The organism is Pseudarthrobacter sp. NPDC092424, assembly GCF_044754925.1.
GTDB lineage: Bacteria > Actinomycetota > Actinomycetes > Actinomycetales > Micrococcaceae > Arthrobacter.
Map to the genome: position 1 here is coordinate 57,337 of NZ_JBIVQC010000004.1, position 17,054 is coordinate 74,390.

Sequence of the window (17,054 nt, forward strand, 5' to 3'; positions counted from 1 at the left end):
TCGTCAGCGCACGTTTAAGCGACTGTGCCCCGGTTCGGGAGAACCGGGGCACAGGGCGCAGCAACGCGCTGGCGGATCAGGCCTCGAGCACCACAGGGATGATCATCGGCTTGCGGCGGAGCTTGCGGTTGACCCACGTGCCCACGACGCGGCGGACCACCTGCTGGAGCTGGTGCGTGGTGTGGTCTGCGTGGTTGAGAACGGCTTCTTCCAGCGCAGCGTTGATCTTGGGCATGATGTCGTCGAACACGGAGTCGTCCTCCGCCACCCCGCGGGCGTGGATTTCGGGACCCGAAACGACCTTGCCGGTGGCGCGGTTGATGACCGTGATGATGGAGATGAAGCCCTCATCGCCGAGCACGCGGCGGTCCTTGAGGTCGGCGTCGGTGATTTCGCCCACGCTGGAACCGTCCACGTAGACGAACCCGACCTCCACCTGGCCCACGATGTCCGCCTGGTGGTCCCGGAGGTCGATGACTGTGCCGTTGTCTGCGAGGATGACGCTTGCTTCCGGCACGCCGGACTCGATGGCGATCTTGCCGTTGGCGATGAGGTGCCGGGTTTCGCCGTGCACCGGCATCGCGTTCAGCGGCTCGAGGATGTTGTAGCAGTACAGCAGTTCGCCGGCGGCAGCGTGTCCGGAGACGTGCACCTTGGCGTTGCCCTTGTGGATGACGTCCGCGCCCAGCTTCAGCAGGCCGTTAATGATCCGGAATACGGCGTTTTCGTTGCCCGGGATCAGGCTGGAGGCGAGGATGACGGTGTCGCCTTGGCCCACCACCACGCGGTGGTCGCCGTTGGCCATGCGGGACAGCGCGGCCATCGGCTCACCCTGGGAGCCGGTGGACATGAGCACCACGCGGTTGTCCGGCAGGTTGTCGATGTTCTTGATGTCCACGATCAGCCCGGCCGGAACGTCCAGGTAGCCGAGTTTCTCGGCGATGGCCATGTTCCGCACCATGGAGCGGCCCACGAAAGCCACCTTGCGGTTGTGCTTGGCGGCTGCATCCAGGACCTGCTGGACGCGGTGCACATGTGAGGAGAATGACGCAACGATGATGCGCTTGCTGGCCTGGCCGAACATCCGCTCCAGGGTGGGGCCGATTTCCTTCTCGGCGGTGGTAAAGCCCGGGACGTCGGCGTTGGTGGAGTCGGACATGAAAAGGTCCACGCCTTCCTCGCCGAGCTTGGCGAAGTGGCGGAGGTCGGTAATGCGTCCGTCCAGCGGCAGCTGGTCCATCTTGAAGTCGCCGGTGTGCAGCACGGTACCGCCGGCGGTGCGGATGAACACGGCCAGGGCGTCCGGGATGGAGTGGTTGACGGCGACGAACTCGCATTCGAACGGACCGAACTTCTCCACCTGCCCCTCTTCCACGGTAAGCGTGTAAGGACGGATGCGGTGTTCCTGCAGCTTGGCCTCGATCAGGGCAAGCGTCAGCTGGGATCCCACCAGGGGAATGTCGTTGCGCAGGCGCAGCAGGTACGGCACGGCACCGATGTGGTCCTCGTGGCCGTGCGTCAGCACGACGGCCACCACGTCATCCAGGCGGTCCTCGATGTAGGAGAAGTCCGGCAGGATCAGGTCTACGCCCGGCTGGGTCTCTTCCGGGAACAGAACGCCGCAGTCAACGATCAGCAGCTTGCCGTCGATTTCGAATACGGCCATGTTCCGGCCGATCTCCCCCAGCCCGCCCAGCGGGACAATCCGGAGCGTGCCCTGCGGGAGGCGGGGCGGGGTAACAAGGCCGGTAAGGGCGGTTTGGGTCATATTGCACTACTTTCCAGGCGGAAGGGTGCCGGGCTTCGCCGTCAGGAGAAGACCAGCCCCGCTTCCGCCAAATCCCCGCGGATGGTTTCGATCTCGGCTTCGTCCGGCTCCACGAGGGGCAAACGGACAATCGAGTTGGGCAGGACTCCCTGCCATTTAAGAATCTGTTTGGCGGCTACGGCGCCCTGGACCCGGCTCATCGTGGCGCGCACCACCGGCTGGAGTTCAAAGTTGATCTTCCGCGCCGTGGAGAGGTCGTTGGCGTTGACGGCATCGATCAGCTCGCGGAAACGGCGGGTTGCCACGTGGGTCGTCACGCCGACCAGGCCAACAGCGCCCAGGGCCATCCACGGGAGGGTCAGCCCGTCGTCTCCCGAGTAGAACAGGAGGTCGGTTTCGGCCATGACGCGGGTGGCCGAAACCAGGTCAGCCTTGGCGTCCTTGACGGCCACGATGTTCGGGTGCTGGGCCAGGCGGATCATGGTGTCCGGCTCGATGGGAATGGAGGAACGGCCGGGGATGTCATAGAGCATGACGGGCACGTCCACGGCCGAGGAAATGGTCTCGAAGTGCGCCCGCAGGCCGGCCTGGCTGGGCTTGTTGTAGTAGGGCGTGACCAGGAGAAGTCCGTCCACGCCGAGCTTCGCGGCCTCCTGCGACAGGTGCACGGAATGGGCGGTGTCATTGGTGCCGGTGCCGGCAATAATGGCCGCGCGTCCACCGACTGCTTCCTTGACCGCCCGGAACATGCCGAGGTTTTCCTCGTCAGTCAGGGTGGAGGTCTCGCCGGTGGTGCCGGTGACCACCAGTCCGTCGCAGCCGTCATCCACGAGCTTCGCGGCAAGCGATGCCGCCTGGTCGTAATCCACGGCTCCGTCCTTGGTGAACGGGGTAACCATGGCGGTCAGGAGCGTGCCAAGGGCAGGGATGTGCGCGGAAGTGTCAGCCATGGGAAAAACGTTACCCTGTCCGCCGCTGGTTAGGACAATGCCGGGACAGTGAGGAAGATCAAATCGCGGCATCCGAAGCGGGGCGCCCGCCGCAATAGCGCCCGACGGCGGCCTTCCGCAGCTCCCCTGCCCAGGCTTCGAGCCGCTGGGCTGCCCGCACGTAGTGGAACAGCTCGACCGGCGTCAGGGCGTCAAGGTCGGTTTCGGCGAGACGGCGGGCCAGTTCGGCCCCGCCGGGCTGGTCGGAGAGGGCGACACCTTCGCGTTCCCATTGCTCGTCCTCGGGCGGCCGGCCGTTAACGAGCTGGCGGAAAAGGTAGTCGACCACTCCGGGGCTCATGGCTTTCATCACCCCGGCGCGGGAGCCCGGGGAGGCAGGGGTATCCGGTGGCGTTTGCATGGAATCACTTTATTCGAACATATCTTCGAATACAAGACTGCTTTGGCGGCCGTGACAGGCAGCTTCCCGGTCCGGTGTGAGAGCATCGGCTCATGACCCCCCGCACCCAGGCACGGAGTTCTGCCGCCAGCATCCGGCCAGGGTCCGGACGCCTGTACGGGGTCGATGCCGCACGCGGGCTGGCCCTGCTGGGCATGATGGCAACCCACCTGCTGCCCACCTTCGAGTCCACTCCGGAACTGACGCCCACCTGGGTCGTGCTGGTGTTCTCCGGCCGGGCTTCGGCCCTGTTCGCGGTGCTCGCCGGCGTGGGACTGGCCCTGTCGACAGGGAAGCACAGGCCGCCCGCCGGACCCGAACTTTGGGGTGCGCGGCGCGGGATAGCGCTCCGCGCGCTGGTGATTGCCGCCGTCGGACTTTCCCTGGGCGGGCTGGACGTCAACGTGGCCATCATCCTGGTGCACTACGCCGTGCTGTTCCTGTGCATCCTGCCGTTCCTGGGCATGGAGCTCAAGCGCCTGTGCGCGTGGGCCGGCGGCTGGATCGTCGGATCCCCGGTGCTCGCCTACCTGCTCCGGCCATGGTTCCTCGCCCCCGCGCCCCCACTAACGCTGGGGCACAACCCGTCCTGGGAGGACGTTTCCGCCCCGGCCCGGCTCCTGGGCGATATCTTCTTCACCGGCTACTATCCCGTTTTCCAGTGGCTGTCCTACTTCCTGGTGGGACTCGTCGTCGGCCGCCTTGTCCTGGACCGCGCCATGGTACCGGTGGTGCTGCTGGCGGGCGGGCTGATCATTGCCCTGCCTGCCAAATGGCTGGGGACCGCGGCGATGCAGGACTGGGGCGGCCTGGAGGCGCTGGAAAAGGTGATCAACTCGCCCGGCTATCCACTGGAAAACATCCTGCAGGTGAACCTGACCGGCATCCCGCAGAAGGATTCCTGGTGGTGGCTGGCCTCTGCAGCGCCGCACTCGGGCACCACCCTGGACCTGCTGCACACCTCCGGGACTGCGGTGGCCGTTATCGGTGCCTTCCTCCTGCTCGGACGGCTGGCCGAATGGGTGGACCTGGACCTGCTGCTCCCGCTGCGCGGCGCCGGCGCGATGACCCTGACCCTGTATTCCGCCCATGTCTGGGCGATGTCGGGGCTCTACGGGGAACCGGTACCTCGGGGCTGGACCGAGAACGGCCTGTACTTCGTCCAGGCTGCCATCGCCGTGGCGGTGGGCGTGGTGTTCGCGCTGCTGCAGCGCAGGGGCCCGCTGGAGTGGGTGGCGCACTCGGCCGCCCGGCTTGGGCGTGGAAAGGTCAGCGCGCGGCGCTGAAGAGGCGTCCGGCGTCGCGCATTGCCGCCCGCGCCCGCTTCCGGTCCCCCGCAGCGTCATAAGCGCAACTGAGGCGGAACCACGAACGCCAGTCGTCCGGCGCGGCCTCGGCCTCGGCCCGGTACTTCTCGAACTCCGCATCCGCCGCGGACCGGACAATCCTGCCGGCAGGAGTACGGGGAAGCTCGTCGACGGGCAGTCCGCCTTCGGCCTCCAGGGCCTTGGCCATCTGTTCGGTGCGCGCCCCGAACATCAGCTCGCGGATCAAGGCCCAGGCGCCGATGACCGGCAACACCAGGTAGGCGGCACCGATGGCCTGCGCGGCGAGGTTGGAATCGGTCAGGAGCAGCACCGAGCGCTGCAGGGACACCACCAGGTAGAAGACGAGCAAGAGCGTCACCGCTCCCACCCAGATCTTGGTGCGGTTCTTCCGGAAGGCACCCATCACGGCCGGCATGCCGCTAGATTCCCAGGTCCAGGTAGCCGTCCAGGCCCACGGTGAGGCCGGGGTGCGCAGCCACCTGGCGAACCCCGAGCAGGACGCCGGGCATGAACGATGCACGGTCGTAGGAATCGTGGCGGAAGGTCAGCTGCTCGCCGGGACCGCCCAGCAGCACTTCCTGGTGCGCGACCAGGCCGCGTAGCCGCACGCTGTGGACGCGGACACCATCCACCTCGCAGCCGCGGGCTCCGGCCAGCTCCGTGGCCGTGGCGTCGGGGCTGGGCGGAACCTGCGCTGCGGCGCGCTCGGCGGCAATGAGCTGGGCCGTGCGGACGGCGGTGCCGGACGGGGCGTCCACCTTGTCCGGGTGGTGCAGTTCGATGATCTCGACCGATTCGAAGTACTTCGAGGCCTTGGCCGCGAATGCGGAGGCCAGCACCGAGCCAAGCGCGAAGTTGGGGGCGATCAGCACGCCGGTCCCAGGGTGTCCTGCCAGCAGGTCCCCGAGGGAGGAGAGGCGCGCGGGGTTCCAGCCCGTGGTGCCGACGACGGCATGGATGCCGTGTTCGACGGCGAAGCGGACGTTTGCTTCGGTGCTTTCCGGCACGGTGAGGTCAACCACGTACTGTGCGCCGGCTTCCGTGACGCGCTCCAGCGAGTCGCCGCGGCCCAAGGCTGCGACAAGTTCCATGTCCGGTGCGGCCTGGACGGCTTTGACGGCTTCGGCGCCCATGCGGCCGTTGGCGCCCAGCACGGAGACCCGGAGGAGGGCAGGGTGTTCTTCGGTCATGCCGTTAACCCTACCGGCGGAACCGGGTGTCAGCCGCCCGCGCCTACCCACTCCACGGTGCCGTCCGTAAAGAACTGTTCCTTCCAGATGGGCACCTGCTCCTTGATCCTGTCCACCAGCTCCGAGCAGACGGCGAAGGCCTGTCCGCGGTGTGCTGCGGACACGGCGCAGACCAGGGCGGGGTCGCCGATTTCCAGCATTCCGATCCGGTGCGCGGCCCAGATGCGGACCGGCTGGGCCGGTGCCGAGGCGTCAGGCTCACCATTTCCTTCCGCCTGCCCGGCAACCAGGCGGGCGACGACGTCGGCCATCACCTGGTGAGCCGTGGGATGCGCGCTGTAGCTGAGGCGCTCAACCTGCCTGCCGCCGTCGTGATTGCGCACTACTCCGCTGAAGCTGACCACCGCCCCTGCCGTGTCGCTTTCTACGGCCGCTATGGCTTGGTCCACCGAGATGGGGTCCGCACTGAGCACGGCGTGGACCACCTCGAATGCCTGGTCAGTGTCCATGTACGCCTTCCAATTGGTCGCAGAGGTGCCCGATCATCGGGTCCAGGACGGTCAGCCCGTCCATGACCCCCTTGGGTGATCCTGGCAGGTTGACGATAAACGTGGTCCCGGCGGCGCCCGCGTAGCCACGGCTCAGCGCCGCGAGCGGCGTCTTGGCGGCACCGGCGCGGCGGATGGCCTCCATGATGCCGGGAATCTCCCGCTCCAGGAGCGGCAGGGTGACTTCAGGCGTGCGGTCATCGGGGTTCAGCCCGGTTCCGCCGCTGGTGATGACGACGGCGGGCCGCTGGGTGAGCAGGGCCCTCACGGCGGCACCCACCGGCTCGCCGTCCGGGACCACCATGGCCGGGAAGACGTCGAAGCCGTGTTCGGTGAGCCAGTCGGTGATCACGGGGCCGGTTTCGTCGTCGTAGAGCCCGGCGGCTGCACGGGTGGAGGCGATGACAACCCCGGCTTTCCTGCCCTGGACGTCACCGTGGCGGTGCGGTTCGGGGGTGGTGCTCACAGGGTCCAGTCTCCGCTCTTTCCGCCGCTCTTGGCCAACACCTTGATGTCCGTCAGGACGGCGTGCCTGTCCACGGCCTTGACCATGTCGTACACGCTGAGCGCGGCGACGGAGGCGGCCGTGAGCGCCTCCATTTCAACACCGGTGACACCCCGGGTCTTGACCGTGGCCAGGATTGTCACCGCATCGGCGTCCAGCGAAAAGTCCACCGTGACCTTGGACAACGGCAGCGGGTGGCACAGCGGGATCAGCTCCGGGGTTTTCTTGGCGGCCATGATCCCGGCAACGCGCGCGACGGCGATGGCGTCGCCTTTGGGCAGGCCGCCGGAGCCCAACAGCCCCATGACGTCGCGGGTGGTCCGCACGGTGGCCGTGGCCGTGGCCTCGCGGGTGGTCTCGGTTTTGGCGGAAACGTCCACCATCTGGGCGCTGCCGTCCTGGCGAAGGTGCGTGAGGGCCGGCGGGGTCTGTTCTGCATTCACAGTGTCCATACTTCCACCTCGTCCCCCGCGCTCAGAGCCGATTGTCCTTCCGGGACGTGGACCAGGGCGTTGGACCCTGCCAGCGCGTGCATCAGGTGCGAGCCCGCCCCGCCCTGCAGCCCCACCGTTCCGTCCGGGTGGAGGGTGCCGCGCCGCACCTGGTGCTTATGGTGCGGCGACTCCAGCGGATGGCGCAGCCGCGCCCGGACCCGCGGCCGGGGCGCCGGGGCGCCGAGTAGTTCCGTGAGGGCAGGCCGGAGGAACATCTCGAAGGACACCAGGCAGCTCACCGGGTTTCCGGGAAAGCCAAGGATCGGAACGCCGTCAACGGTGCCGATGCCTTGGGGTCCGCCCGGCTGCATGGCAACGGGCAGGAATTCCACCGGCTGGTCCGCCAGCGCCTGCCGCACCACTTCGTAGGCGCCCTTGCTCACCCCTCCGGTGGTCACGATGAGGTCCGCGCCTGCGGACTCGGCGCGCAGGAGTTCCAGGAGCTCTGCCGGGTTGTCCGTGGCGATGCCCGCCCGGCGCACCCGGAGTCCGGCCTGGACCATCGCCGCTTCGAGGAGGGTGCCGTTGGCGTCGTAGATTTTGCCCGCCGGCAGTTCCTGTCCCGGCGCCACCACTTCATCACCCGTAGTGACCAGCAGGACCGTGACCGCCCGGTAGACGGCCACCTCCGGGAGGCCGAGGGCCGCGAGCAGCCCCAGCTGGGCCGGCCCCAGGAAGGAACCGGCCGGCAGGGCAACGGACCCTTCCCGGAGGTCGCTGCCAACGGCACGGACATACGTTCCGGCCGCCGTGGCCGGCAGCGTCACCGCCGCTTCCTCCCCCGCGGCCAGGAACCGGTCCGGCACAGCCTTCTCAATAGGTACGACGGCGTCCGCCCCCGCCGGGAGCATGGCACCGGTCATGATGGGCGCCGCTGTCCCCGGGGCCAGCCCGGGCGGCGTTGTGCCCGCTGGAACCGGGGCTGACACGCGGAGGCGGGCGCCGGCGTCGTGCGCTGGCATGTCCGCGTCCCCGGGGCGTTGCGTATCAACGGCGCGGACCGCGTAGCCGTCCATCTGCGAATTTGCGAAGGGCGGAAGGCTGACCGGGGCGGTGACTGGCTGTGGCAGGCCCCTGCCCAATGCCTGGACCAGGGGCAACACCTCGGTGCGGCCGGGAGCGCGGAGCCCCTCGAGCAGCGCGACGACCGCGGCACGGTGGACAGCGACGGTTCGGGGAGTCATGCGGGCGCCTTCGGTTGCGGGCTGTGGACAGGGTCCACTCTAGCCAGCGCCGCCCGTCATGTGTGATGGCCCACCCAACGTGGCGTAGCCTGAAACCATGACTGTCCAGCTAGGCATCCCGCAGCCCCGGGAGGAAAGTTCACGGCCGACGCTGCCGGAACCGGGGCCCAGGCCCGCTGATGCCCCCGACGGCCTTGCGGACCGCTATGGCCGGCGCGCCACGGACATGCGGTTGTCCCTGACCGACAAATGCAATCTGCGCTGCACCTACTGCATGCCGGCCGAGGGCTTGGAATGGCTGGCCAAGCAGGCGGTGATGTCGGCGGAAGAAATCGTCCGGATCGTGCGGATTGGCGTGGAGCACCTCGGCGTGCGCGAACTGCGCCTGACCGGCGGTGAGCCGCTGGTCAGGCACGACCTTGTGGACATCATTGCCGCGCTGCGCCGCAACCATCCTGCGCTGCCCATCTCCATGACCACCAACGGCGTGGGGCTGGCCAAAAAGGCCGCGGCCCTCAAGGCCGCCGGGCTGACGCGCATCAACGTGTCGCTGGATTCACTGCACGAAGAGACTTTCACGCAGTTGACCAGGCGTCCGTTCCTGGACCAGGTGCTCGCCGGGGTGGACGCTGCGTGGGCTGCCGGGCTGGGGCCGGTCAAGCTGAACGCGGTGCTGATGCGCGGAATCAACGACACCGAAGCTCCGTCCCTGCTCGCTTGGGCGCTGGACCGGGGCTACGAACTTCGGTTCATCGAGCAGATGCCCCTCGACGCCGACCACGGCTGGACGCGGCGCAACATGATCACCGCCGCCGAAATCCGCACCCTTCTCTCCACCGATTACGTCCTCAGTCCTGATTCCAGGGAACGTGACGGGGCGCCCGCCGAACGCTTTGAAGTACGACGGCGGGTGGCGGCTTCCGGGGACGGTTCCGCGCCGGTTCTGGGCACCGTGGGGATCATAGCCTCCGTGACCGAGCCATTCTGCGCCGATTGCCGCCGGACCCGGATCACAGCCGAGGGAAAGATTATGAGCTGCCTGTTCTCCCGTGAAGAGTTCGACCTCTTGGGGCTGCTTCGTTCCGGGGCGCACGACGCCGCGCTGGCGCGGCGTTGGCAGGACGCCATGTGGGTCAAGCCAAAGGCCCACGGAATGGACCACGTGGGACTGGACGCTCCGGACTTCGTCCAGCCGGACCGCAGTATGAGTGCCATCGGGGGCTGACACCGCATGAACGTACGTTATTTCGCTGCCGCGCGCGCCGCTGCAGGGCTGGAAGAAGAACGCTTCGACCTGCCTGCCGGGTCGACAGTGGCCGATCTCCTTGACGCAATCCTGGCCGTCGAGCGCGCCACGCCGCCGGCCGGGACGCCGCCTCTCCCCCGAATCCTGGGGCGCAGCAGCTTCCTGCTGAATGAAGTTGCCGTGCGGGATCACAGCACCGCTTTGGGGGCGGACGACGTGGTTGACGTGCTGCCTCCTTTCGCCGGCGGGTAACGGCCCGGGCGGCGGTAACGGCCCGCTCCGGGGTACCGCGCGCTCGGGGTAACGGCGCGCTTCCAGTCCGCTTCGGCCTATGTTCCGGGACCGGTCGCCTATGTCCTGGGACCCGGACGCATGGCCCTTCGATCCTGCGGACAGGTTCTCCGTGATGCTCCGGCTCAAAATGTCGGACCCTCGTTGGATGATGTGGGTATGGGTTTTGGTGGGGGTATCGGGGTGGCGGTGGAGGCTGTTGGGGGCTCCGCCGCGCGGTTGGATGCGCTGGTGCGGCAGGCTGCTGCCGGCCCGGGTTCCGCCAGTGCTGCCGGCCCGGGTTTTGCCAGTGGCGCTGTTCCGGGGACCATGGCTGCCCGCCCGAATTCCGGCTCCGTCGCCGGCAAGGTTTCGCGGCCTTCAGGCAATGCGGGTGCGGCGGAGACTGCCGGTGTCCCTGGTGGTGGGGTGCGGGATTGGTGGGCTGATCCGATGCGGGTCGAGGCCGATGCCCTCCTGGAGGTGATGGCCGAAGCGGCCCGGTGTGAGGCGAAGGCCGCGGCGTTGAAGGCCCGCACTGCTGCCCGGTTCGCCGAGCTCGAAACGGTCCTCGCTCCGCCGGCGGTGAAGGCCGCGGGGATGCTGGAGGTGTCGATCCGGGCCGAGCTCGGCTGTCTCCTGCGGATCAGTGACGGCGCCGCGGCCCTGTTCCTGTCCCAGGCCCGGGCCCTGTGCACGGACCTGCCCGTAACGTTGGGTGCGTTGCAGGCCGGGGCGATCTCCTGGCGCCACGCGGTCATCGCGTGTGATGAAACCACCGGCCTCACCACCGCCGGGACCACAGCCCTGGAAACACACTTCCTCTCCCTCACACCCGGCCCGGCTGATCCGGCTAGTCCTGACGCGGCCGGCCCTGACCCTGGTGCTCATGATCCTGCTGGCGGGGTGTGGGGGTGTGTGGCGGGGGATCTGACGCCGGGGAGGTTCCGGTCCCGGGCGCGGGCCTGGCGCGAACGGCACCACCCCGAGAGCCTGGAGAAGCGGCATGTGCGGGGTATCGCGGACCGCAGGATCGAGTGTTCGGCGGACCGGGACGGGATGTCCTGGTTCAGCGCGTACCTTCCCGCGCACCAGGCCGAGGCGATCTGGAACCGCACCACCGCGATCGCCCGCGCCCTCCAAGGCCCCACCGAATCCCGGACCCTCACCCAACTGCGGGCCGACATCTTCGCCACCGCCCTCCTCACCAACAACACAGCCCCCAACCACGCCACAGCCCGCGGCAACGGTTCAGGGCGCGACCCCGACACCCACACCCACACCCACACCGAGAATGCCGCCGCCCGTGGCGCCGCCGATACCGCCGCTGATGCCGGTGCTGACTCCGCCGGGCCGGCCGAGGAGGGGCGGACCGGTAACGGTGCCCTTGCGCGGGTTCCGGTCCCCAAAGCGCAGGTCCTGGTCACCGTTCCGGTGTTCGCGCTGCTGGGGCTCACGGACGAACCGGCAGAGCTGGACGGGTACGGCCCCGTCCCGGCCTCCATCGCCCGCCAGATCCTGGCCGACGGGGCCGGCTCGTTCTACCGGGTCCTTGTTGACCCCCGCGACGGGGCACCGCTGGAGATCGGCCGGACCAGCTACCGCATCCCGCAGGCCATGCGGAACTGGCTCCGGCTCCGCGACACGAAATGCCCGTTCCCGGGCTGCACCAACCACTCCCTGGACAACAACGCGGATCACCTCACCGCCTGGCAGCACGGCGGCACCACCGGCGTCAGCAACCTCGCCCAGCCCTGCCCCAAACACCACCGGCTCAAACACGCCAGCACCTGGACCCCCACCCCGGCCACCAAAACCACACCACCAGGCTGGACCTCACCGACCGGACGCCACTACAACACCGAACCCCACCCCTGGCACCCACCCCAACTGCCCGCCACCACGCTCAACATCGACCGCGTGCCCGAGCACCCGCACGGCTGCATGCTGCCCGAACACCTCCCGAACCCTACGGACCCGGAGCACTCCTGCCCGAACACCGAATACCCGCCCGATGACCCACCACCTGACCCAACCGGCCTCCACTACATCGATGCCCGCGACCTCCACCCCGCGCACCCCGCCTGGGACACCTACCCCTGCCCCGACACCCTCCCCGAAGACCCTATGGCATGGTTGTTGGAGCGGATGCCTGAACCGGCGAGGACCTAGGGTTTCGCCCGGTCCGTGCCGGCATGCCGTTGGTCGGCCGCAGCCAGGCGAGGGTGCGTCAATCAGCCACGCGTCGGTAGCGGGACGTCATCAGGGGCCGGTAACCGCCGGCTTCCGGCAAGGCTGATGCCGCTCCCGAGCGGATTTCCGCAACATGGGTCAACAGGTCGCCCTCCACGCTGAGCGTGTGCCGGGTCCAGCCGCCGTCGCTGCGCCGTTCCACCCGGAGGACACCGTCGTGGACCACACATCTGGTGGGGCCGTCCGGCACCGGACCGGCGGTGTCCACGTAGTACCAGAGGACGTCCTGGCGCTGCGGGTCCAGGGTGAAGATGCCATGACCCTCGTAGTGGCTGCCGTCGGCCTCTGTATGCCGGTACGTCTGCACTACTGCGAAACCGCCGGCCAGCCGGCGGTACGTCAGCTCGGCATCAACAGTGCGCGCGGGACCCCAAGGGCCGGCGGGGATGTGGGTGCTTCCGCGCCAATGCCCCAGGAGGCTGGCCAAGGCCGTGGACGGGTGGTCCGAACTGGCTGGGGTCACGGTGGGTTCCGCTTTCGCTAGCAACTCGCGGGGTTGCACCCATACTATTCCCGTCGGGACCCAACGTTCTTGGTTACTGTGCTCAGAGTCCGAAGCTTTCGGATTCCTCGAAGGGTCCCACCACGGTGACGGTGCGTGGCGCGGCAGCAAGCTCGGCTGCAAGATCCTGTACCTGCTGGACCGTCACGTCCTTGATGAGGCGAAGGGTCTCGTCAATGTCCTGGTACTCGCCTGAGACGAGTTCAGCACGCCCCAGCCGCGACATCCGCGAGCCGGTGTCCTCCAGCGCCAGCACAATCCCACCGCACAACTGGCCCACGGCCTTACGGAGCTCATCCTCCGTGATGCCGTGCTCTGCCAGCTTGTCCAGCTCGGCGCCCAGCAGCTCCAGCACCTGGCGCACCTTGGACGGAGTGCAGCCGGCGTACATGCCGAAGTACCCGGCATCCGCGTAGGAGGACGCAAAGGAATACGTGGAGTACACCAGGCCCCGCTTTTCGCGGATCTCCTGGAACAGCCTCGAGGACATGCCACCGCCCAGCACCGCGTTCAGCACGCTCATGACATAGCGGCGGTCATCCGTGGCCACAATCGTGGGGCAGCCCATGATGATATTGGCCTGTTCCACCGCCCGCTTCACAACGTGAAGTCCTGCCGTGCCGGTGATCAGTGCACGGTCCGTAGGGCGCCGGTCCACGGGTGCCGCGTCGGACTCCAGCGACCACCCGGCAGACTCAAGCGCATCCACCACAAGTCCGCATACGACGTCGTGGTCCAGGCCGCCTGCGGCAGTAATCACCAGCTCATCGGGCCGGTAGTAGCGCTGGTAGTGGTCCCAGACCGAGTCCCGCGCCACTGCGCGGATGGCATCCGGGGTGCCGCCGATCGGGCGGCCCAGCGGGTGGCTGCCGAGGACGGCAGCCACGAAGTGTTCGTGGGCAACGTCGGTGGGGTCATCGCTGTCCATCGCGATTTCCTCCAGGATAACGTCGCGTTCCTGCTCCATCTCGGCGGGGTCGATCACAGCGCCGGTGATCATGTCGGCAATGACGTCGATCGCCATCGGCAGGTCCGTGTCCAGGACCCGCGCAAAGTAGCAGGTGCTTTCCTTGGCAGTAGCCGCGTTGGACTCCCCGCCGACTTCATCGAAGGCGGAAGCGATTTCAAGCGCCGTGCGGCGCTTGGTTCCCTTGAACAGCAGATGCTCCAGGAAGTGGGTGGAACCGTGCTGCCCCGGTGCCTCGTCCCGGGAGCCGACACCAACCCAGAAGCCGATGGTGGCCGAGCGCTGCCCGGGCATCGCCTCGGTAAGTACCCGCACTCCCCCGGGCAGCACGGAGCGGCGGACTTCGGAGCCGCCGTCGGAACCGTGGACCAGGGTGTCGCCGCGGTGGTTCTGCTCAAGCGGCAGGGGTACAACAGTCATTGAGGCCTTTCAGGAGGGGCAGCCGGATCTGGCTGCCATCGTAACAGCGGCGGGGCCGGTGGATCACCCACCGGCCCCGCCGATTAATGCTTAGGCCGGAGCCCGGAACTGACTAAGCGTCAGCGCCTTCTGCCGGTTCCGTGGAGTGCGCGCGCTCGGCGTCGCCTGCGCCCTCTTCCTCGGCAACAACCGGGGCCAGCGAGAGCTTTCCGCGGTCATCGATCTTGGTGATTTCCACCTGGACCTTCTGGCCGACGGATACGACGTCATCCACGTTATCCACGCGCTTGCCGTTGGCCAGCTTGCGCAGTTCGGAGATGTGCAGGAGGCCGTCCTTGCCCGGGGTCAGGGAAACGAAGGCACCGAAGGTGGTGGTCTTGACGACCGTGCCCAGGTAGCGTTCGCCGATTTCCGGAACCTGCGGGTTGGCAATGGCGTTGATGGCGGAGCGTGCTGCATCTGCAGACGGACCGTCGGTAGCGCCAATGTAGACGGTGCCGTCGTCCTCGATGGAGATGTCGGCGCCGGTGTCTTCCTGGATCTGGTTGATCATCTTGCCCTTGGGGCCGATGACCTCGCCAATCTTGTCCACGGGGATCTTCACGGCGATGACGCGCGGTGCGAACTCGGAAAGCTCGTCCGGGGTGTCGATGGCCGAGTTGATGACATCCAGGATGTGCAGTCGAGCTTCGCGGGCCTGCTTCAGGGCTGCAGCCAGGACCGATGCGGGGATCCCGTCGAGCTTGGTGTCCAGCTGGATGGCCGTGACGAACTCGGAGGTACCCGCAACCTTGAAGTCCATGTCGCCGAAAGCGTCTTCGGCACCGAGGATATCGGTGAGCGCCGCGTAACGGGTCTGGCCGTCAACCTGGTCGGAAACCAGGCCCATGGCGATACCGGCAACGGCGGCCTTCAGCGGCACACCGGCGTTCAGCATGGACAGGGTGGAGGCGCAGACGGAACCCATCGACGTCGAACCGTTGGAACCGAGGGCCTCGGATACCTGGCGGATGGCGTAGGGGAATTCCTCGCGGGACGGCAGGACGGGCACGAGGGCGCGCTCAGCCAAGGCACCGTGGCCGATTTCGCGGCGCTTGGGTGAACCCACGCGGCCGGTCTCACCGGTGGAGTACGGCGGGAAGTTGTAGTTGTGCATGTAGCGCTTGCGCGTAACCGGAGACAGCGAGTCGATCTGCTGCTCCATCTTGAGCATGTTCAGCGTGGTGACACCCATGATCTGGGTCTCGCCGCGTTCGAAGATCGCGGAACCGTGAACGCGGGGCAGGACCTCGACCTCAGCGGTGAGCTGGCGGATGTCCGTCAGGCCACGGCCGTCGATGCGGATCTGGTCCTTGAGGATGCGCTGGCGCACGACATGCTTGGTGACTGACCGGAATGCTGCGGACAGTTCCTTCTCGCGGCCTTCGAACTGGCCGGCCAGGGACGCGAGTACCTCGTCCTTGAGTGCGTCGGAAGCGTTGTCGCGCTCCTGCTTGTCAGCGATCTGGAACACTGCAGCCAGCTTCTCGCCTGCAGCGGACTCCACGGCTGCGTAAGCATCGTCCTCATAGTCCAGGAAGACCGGGAACTCGACCGTGGGCTTTGCAGCGCGTGCGGCCAAGTCGGCCTGGGCGTCGCAGAGGGCCTTGATGAACGGCTTGGCAGCCTCGAGGCCCTCGGAAACAACTTCTTCGGTGGGGGCGGTGGCGCCCTGTTCCTTGATGAGGTTCCACGAGTTGTCCGTGGCTTCTGCTTCAACCATCATGATGGCGACGTCGTCACCTGCAACGCGGCCGGCGACAACCATGTTGAAGACGGAGTTCTCCAGCTGGGAGTGCTTCGGGAACGCAACCCACTGGGAGCCGCTTTCGTCGGCAACCAGGGCAACGCGGACGCCGCCGATGGGGCCGGAGAAGGGCAGGCCCGAAAGCTGGGTGGACATGGAGGAGGCGTTGATGGCCACGACGTCGTACAGCTCGTCCGGGTTGATGGCCAGGACGGTAACCACGATCTGGACCTCGTTGCGCAGGCCCTTGATGAAGGCGGGGCGCAGCGGGCGGTCCATGAGGCGGCAGGCCAGGATGGCTTCGGTGGACGGACGTCCTTCGCGGCGGAAGAACGAACCCGGGATGCGGCCGGCGGCGTACATGCGCTCTTCAACGTCAACCGTCAGCGGGAAGAAGTCGAAGCCCTCGCGCGGGTGCTTGCCGGCGGTGGTGGCGGACAGCAGCGCGGTGTCTTCGTCGATGTACACCATTGCTGCGCCGGCTGCCTGCTTGGCAAGGCGGCCGGTTTCAAAGCGGATTACACGCTTGCCAAAGCGGCCATTGTCAATGACTGCTTCTGAGAACTGGATTTCGGGACCCTCCAAGAGAGTCACCTCCGTTTCTGTTTTACGGAAGTCCAGCCGCATCAACCCAGCCCAGCATCTGTCTACTGGCCCTGCACCCGGTCATCGATCGAGACCCACGGGCCGGGGCTCCTGAAGGGAGCCGCTCCCGGGGATCACTACCGAGGACCGCGAATGCGTGATGCGGTTGATCCTCCTGTTTAGTTTTGGTTTGAAGAAGGCGGCCCGCTCCGTGGTGGAAGGGGCCGCCCCTAAGTCCGACTAGCGGCGCAGGCCGAGGCGCTCGATGAGCGAACGGTAGCGTGCAATGTCAGTCTTCTTGAGGTAGCTCAGCATGCGCTTGCGGCGACCAACCATGGCCAGCAGACCGCGCTGGGTGTGGTAATCGTGCTTGTGCGCCTTCATGTGCTCAGTCAGATCCTTGATCCGCTGGGTCAGGACTGCAACCTGGACCTCGGGCGAACCGGTGTCGCCTTCGCCGGTTGCGTATTCCTTGATGATGGACTGCTTTACAGCGGCGTCAAGTGCCACAATAACTCCTAGAAAATGTGCCGTGAGGGCCCAGGTCAGAAAATCACTGCCGGGTCTGCCTGTCCAGGCCTCCCGAAAAATCAGGGTTCCTGTACATAGCAGGAACCAG

Annotated in this window: 17 protein-coding genes; 4 read left to right on the top strand and 13 right to left on the bottom strand. The window is 67.2% G+C overall.

The features are described from left to right. Nucleotides 1-76 precede the first annotated feature (76 nt). The 3 genes from ACIQCN_RS08120 to ACIQCN_RS08130 are packed head-to-tail and all read right to left on the bottom strand — an operon-like array spanning nt 77 to nt 3,118. A complete protein-coding gene (locus ACIQCN_RS08120; protein WP_400606287.1) occupies nt 77-1,768 on the bottom strand; it encodes a ribonuclease J in 1,692 nt (563 codons plus the stop codon). Between the two features lie 41 nt (nt 1,769-1,809). Continuing rightward, on the bottom strand, nt 1,810-2,718 hold the full coding sequence (dapA, locus tag ACIQCN_RS08125; RefSeq protein WP_400610348.1) for a 4-hydroxy-tetrahydrodipicolinate synthase: 909 nt from the start codon (nt 2,716-2,718) through the stop codon (nt 1,810-1,812). 58 nt (nt 2,719-2,776) lie between these two features. Next, nucleotides 2,777-3,118: a hypothetical protein gene (locus ACIQCN_RS08130; protein WP_400606282.1), complete on the bottom strand. Its 342-nt coding sequence runs from the start codon at nt 3,116-3,118 to the stop codon at nt 2,777-2,779. Between the two features lie 92 nt (nt 3,119-3,210). On the opposite strand from ACIQCN_RS08130, the gene ACIQCN_RS08135 reads away from it, so the two are divergent. Then, nucleotides 3,211-4,443 carry a heparan-alpha-glucosaminide N-acetyltransferase domain-containing protein gene (locus tag ACIQCN_RS08135; RefSeq protein ID WP_400610350.1) on the top strand — a complete coding sequence of 411 codons (1,233 nt, stop codon included), beginning with the start codon at nt 3,211-3,213 and terminating at the stop codon, nt 4,441-4,443. Here ACIQCN_RS08135 and ACIQCN_RS08140 read toward each other — a convergent pair. From ACIQCN_RS08140 to glp, 6 genes are read right to left on the bottom strand one after another with little or no spacing between them, the layout of a single operon-like run. Further along, nucleotides 4,427-4,900, bottom strand: coding sequence for a hypothetical protein (locus ACIQCN_RS08140; protein WP_400610352.1), 474 nt, complete (start codon nt 4,898-4,900; stop codon nt 4,427-4,429). The genes ACIQCN_RS08135 and ACIQCN_RS08140 overlap by 17 nt on opposite strands. Before the next feature lie 4 nt (nt 4,901-4,904). After that, nucleotides 4,905-5,675: a 4-hydroxy-tetrahydrodipicolinate reductase gene (gene dapB / locus ACIQCN_RS08145; RefSeq protein WP_400606277.1), complete on the bottom strand. Its 771-nt coding sequence runs from the start codon at nt 5,673-5,675 to the stop codon at nt 4,905-4,907. Nucleotides 5,676-5,704: 29 nt separating this feature from the next. Then, nucleotides 5,705-6,184 carry a molybdenum cofactor biosynthesis protein MoaE gene (locus ACIQCN_RS08150; protein WP_400606274.1) on the bottom strand — a complete coding sequence of 160 codons (480 nt, stop codon included), beginning with the start codon at nt 6,182-6,184 and terminating at the stop codon, nt 5,705-5,707. Then, nucleotides 6,174-6,689: a MogA/MoaB family molybdenum cofactor biosynthesis protein gene (locus ACIQCN_RS08155; RefSeq protein ID WP_400606271.1), complete on the bottom strand. Its 516-nt coding sequence runs from the start codon at nt 6,687-6,689 to the stop codon at nt 6,174-6,176. The genes ACIQCN_RS08150 and ACIQCN_RS08155 overlap by 11 nt, the downstream gene beginning before the upstream one ends. Next, complete coding sequence (gene moaC, locus ACIQCN_RS08160; protein WP_400606268.1) at nt 6,686-7,180, bottom strand: cyclic pyranopterin monophosphate synthase MoaC; 495 nt, start codon at nt 7,178-7,180, stop codon at nt 6,686-6,688. The genes ACIQCN_RS08155 and moaC overlap by 4 nt, the downstream gene beginning before the upstream one ends. Next, nucleotides 7,168-8,406, bottom strand: a complete 1,239-nt coding sequence (gene glp / locus ACIQCN_RS08165; RefSeq protein WP_400610354.1) for a gephyrin-like molybdotransferase Glp — start codon at nt 8,404-8,406, stop codon at nt 7,168-7,170. Before glp ends, moaC begins: the two co-directional genes overlap by 13 nt. Before the next feature lie 97 nt (nt 8,407-8,503). On the opposite strand from glp, the gene moaA reads away from it, so the two are divergent. From moaA to ACIQCN_RS08180, 3 genes are all read left to right on the top strand, one after another. Further along, entirely contained in the window at nt 8,504-9,631 is a 1,128-nt protein-coding gene (gene moaA, locus ACIQCN_RS08170) for a GTP 3',8-cyclase MoaA (RefSeq protein ID WP_400610356.1), read from the top strand. Nucleotides 9,632-9,637: 6 nt separating this feature from the next. After that, a complete protein-coding gene (locus ACIQCN_RS08175; protein ID WP_400606260.1) occupies nt 9,638-9,904 on the top strand; it encodes a MoaD/ThiS family protein in 267 nt (88 codons plus the stop codon). 198 nt (nt 9,905-10,102) lie between these two features. Then, on the top strand, nt 10,103-12,094 hold the full coding sequence (locus tag ACIQCN_RS08180; RefSeq protein WP_400610358.1) for an endonuclease: 1,992 nt from the start codon (nt 10,103-10,105) through the stop codon (nt 12,092-12,094). A gap of 58 nt (nt 12,095-12,152) precedes the next feature. Here the strand turns inward: ACIQCN_RS08180 and ACIQCN_RS08185 are convergent, their stop codons facing one another. The 4 genes from ACIQCN_RS08185 to rpsO form a co-directional block, all read right to left on the bottom strand. Continuing rightward, entirely contained in the window at nt 12,153-12,638 is a 486-nt protein-coding gene (locus ACIQCN_RS08185) for a DUF1579 family protein (protein WP_400606255.1), read from the bottom strand. 82 nt (nt 12,639-12,720) lie between these two features. Beyond that, nucleotides 12,721-14,064, bottom strand: coding sequence for a M16 family metallopeptidase (locus ACIQCN_RS08190; RefSeq protein WP_400606252.1), 1,344 nt, complete (start codon nt 14,062-14,064; stop codon nt 12,721-12,723). A gap of 112 nt (nt 14,065-14,176) precedes the next feature. Continuing rightward, a complete protein-coding gene (locus ACIQCN_RS08195; protein WP_400606430.1) occupies nt 14,177-16,435 on the bottom strand; it encodes a polyribonucleotide nucleotidyltransferase in 2,259 nt (752 codons plus the stop codon). A 240-nt stretch (nt 16,436-16,675) separates the two neighbouring features. Beyond that, nucleotides 16,676-16,945: a 30S ribosomal protein S15 gene (gene rpsO, locus ACIQCN_RS08200; RefSeq protein WP_377215495.1), complete on the bottom strand. Its 270-nt coding sequence runs from the start codon at nt 16,943-16,945 to the stop codon at nt 16,676-16,678. Nucleotides 16,946-17,054 lie beyond the last annotated feature (109 nt).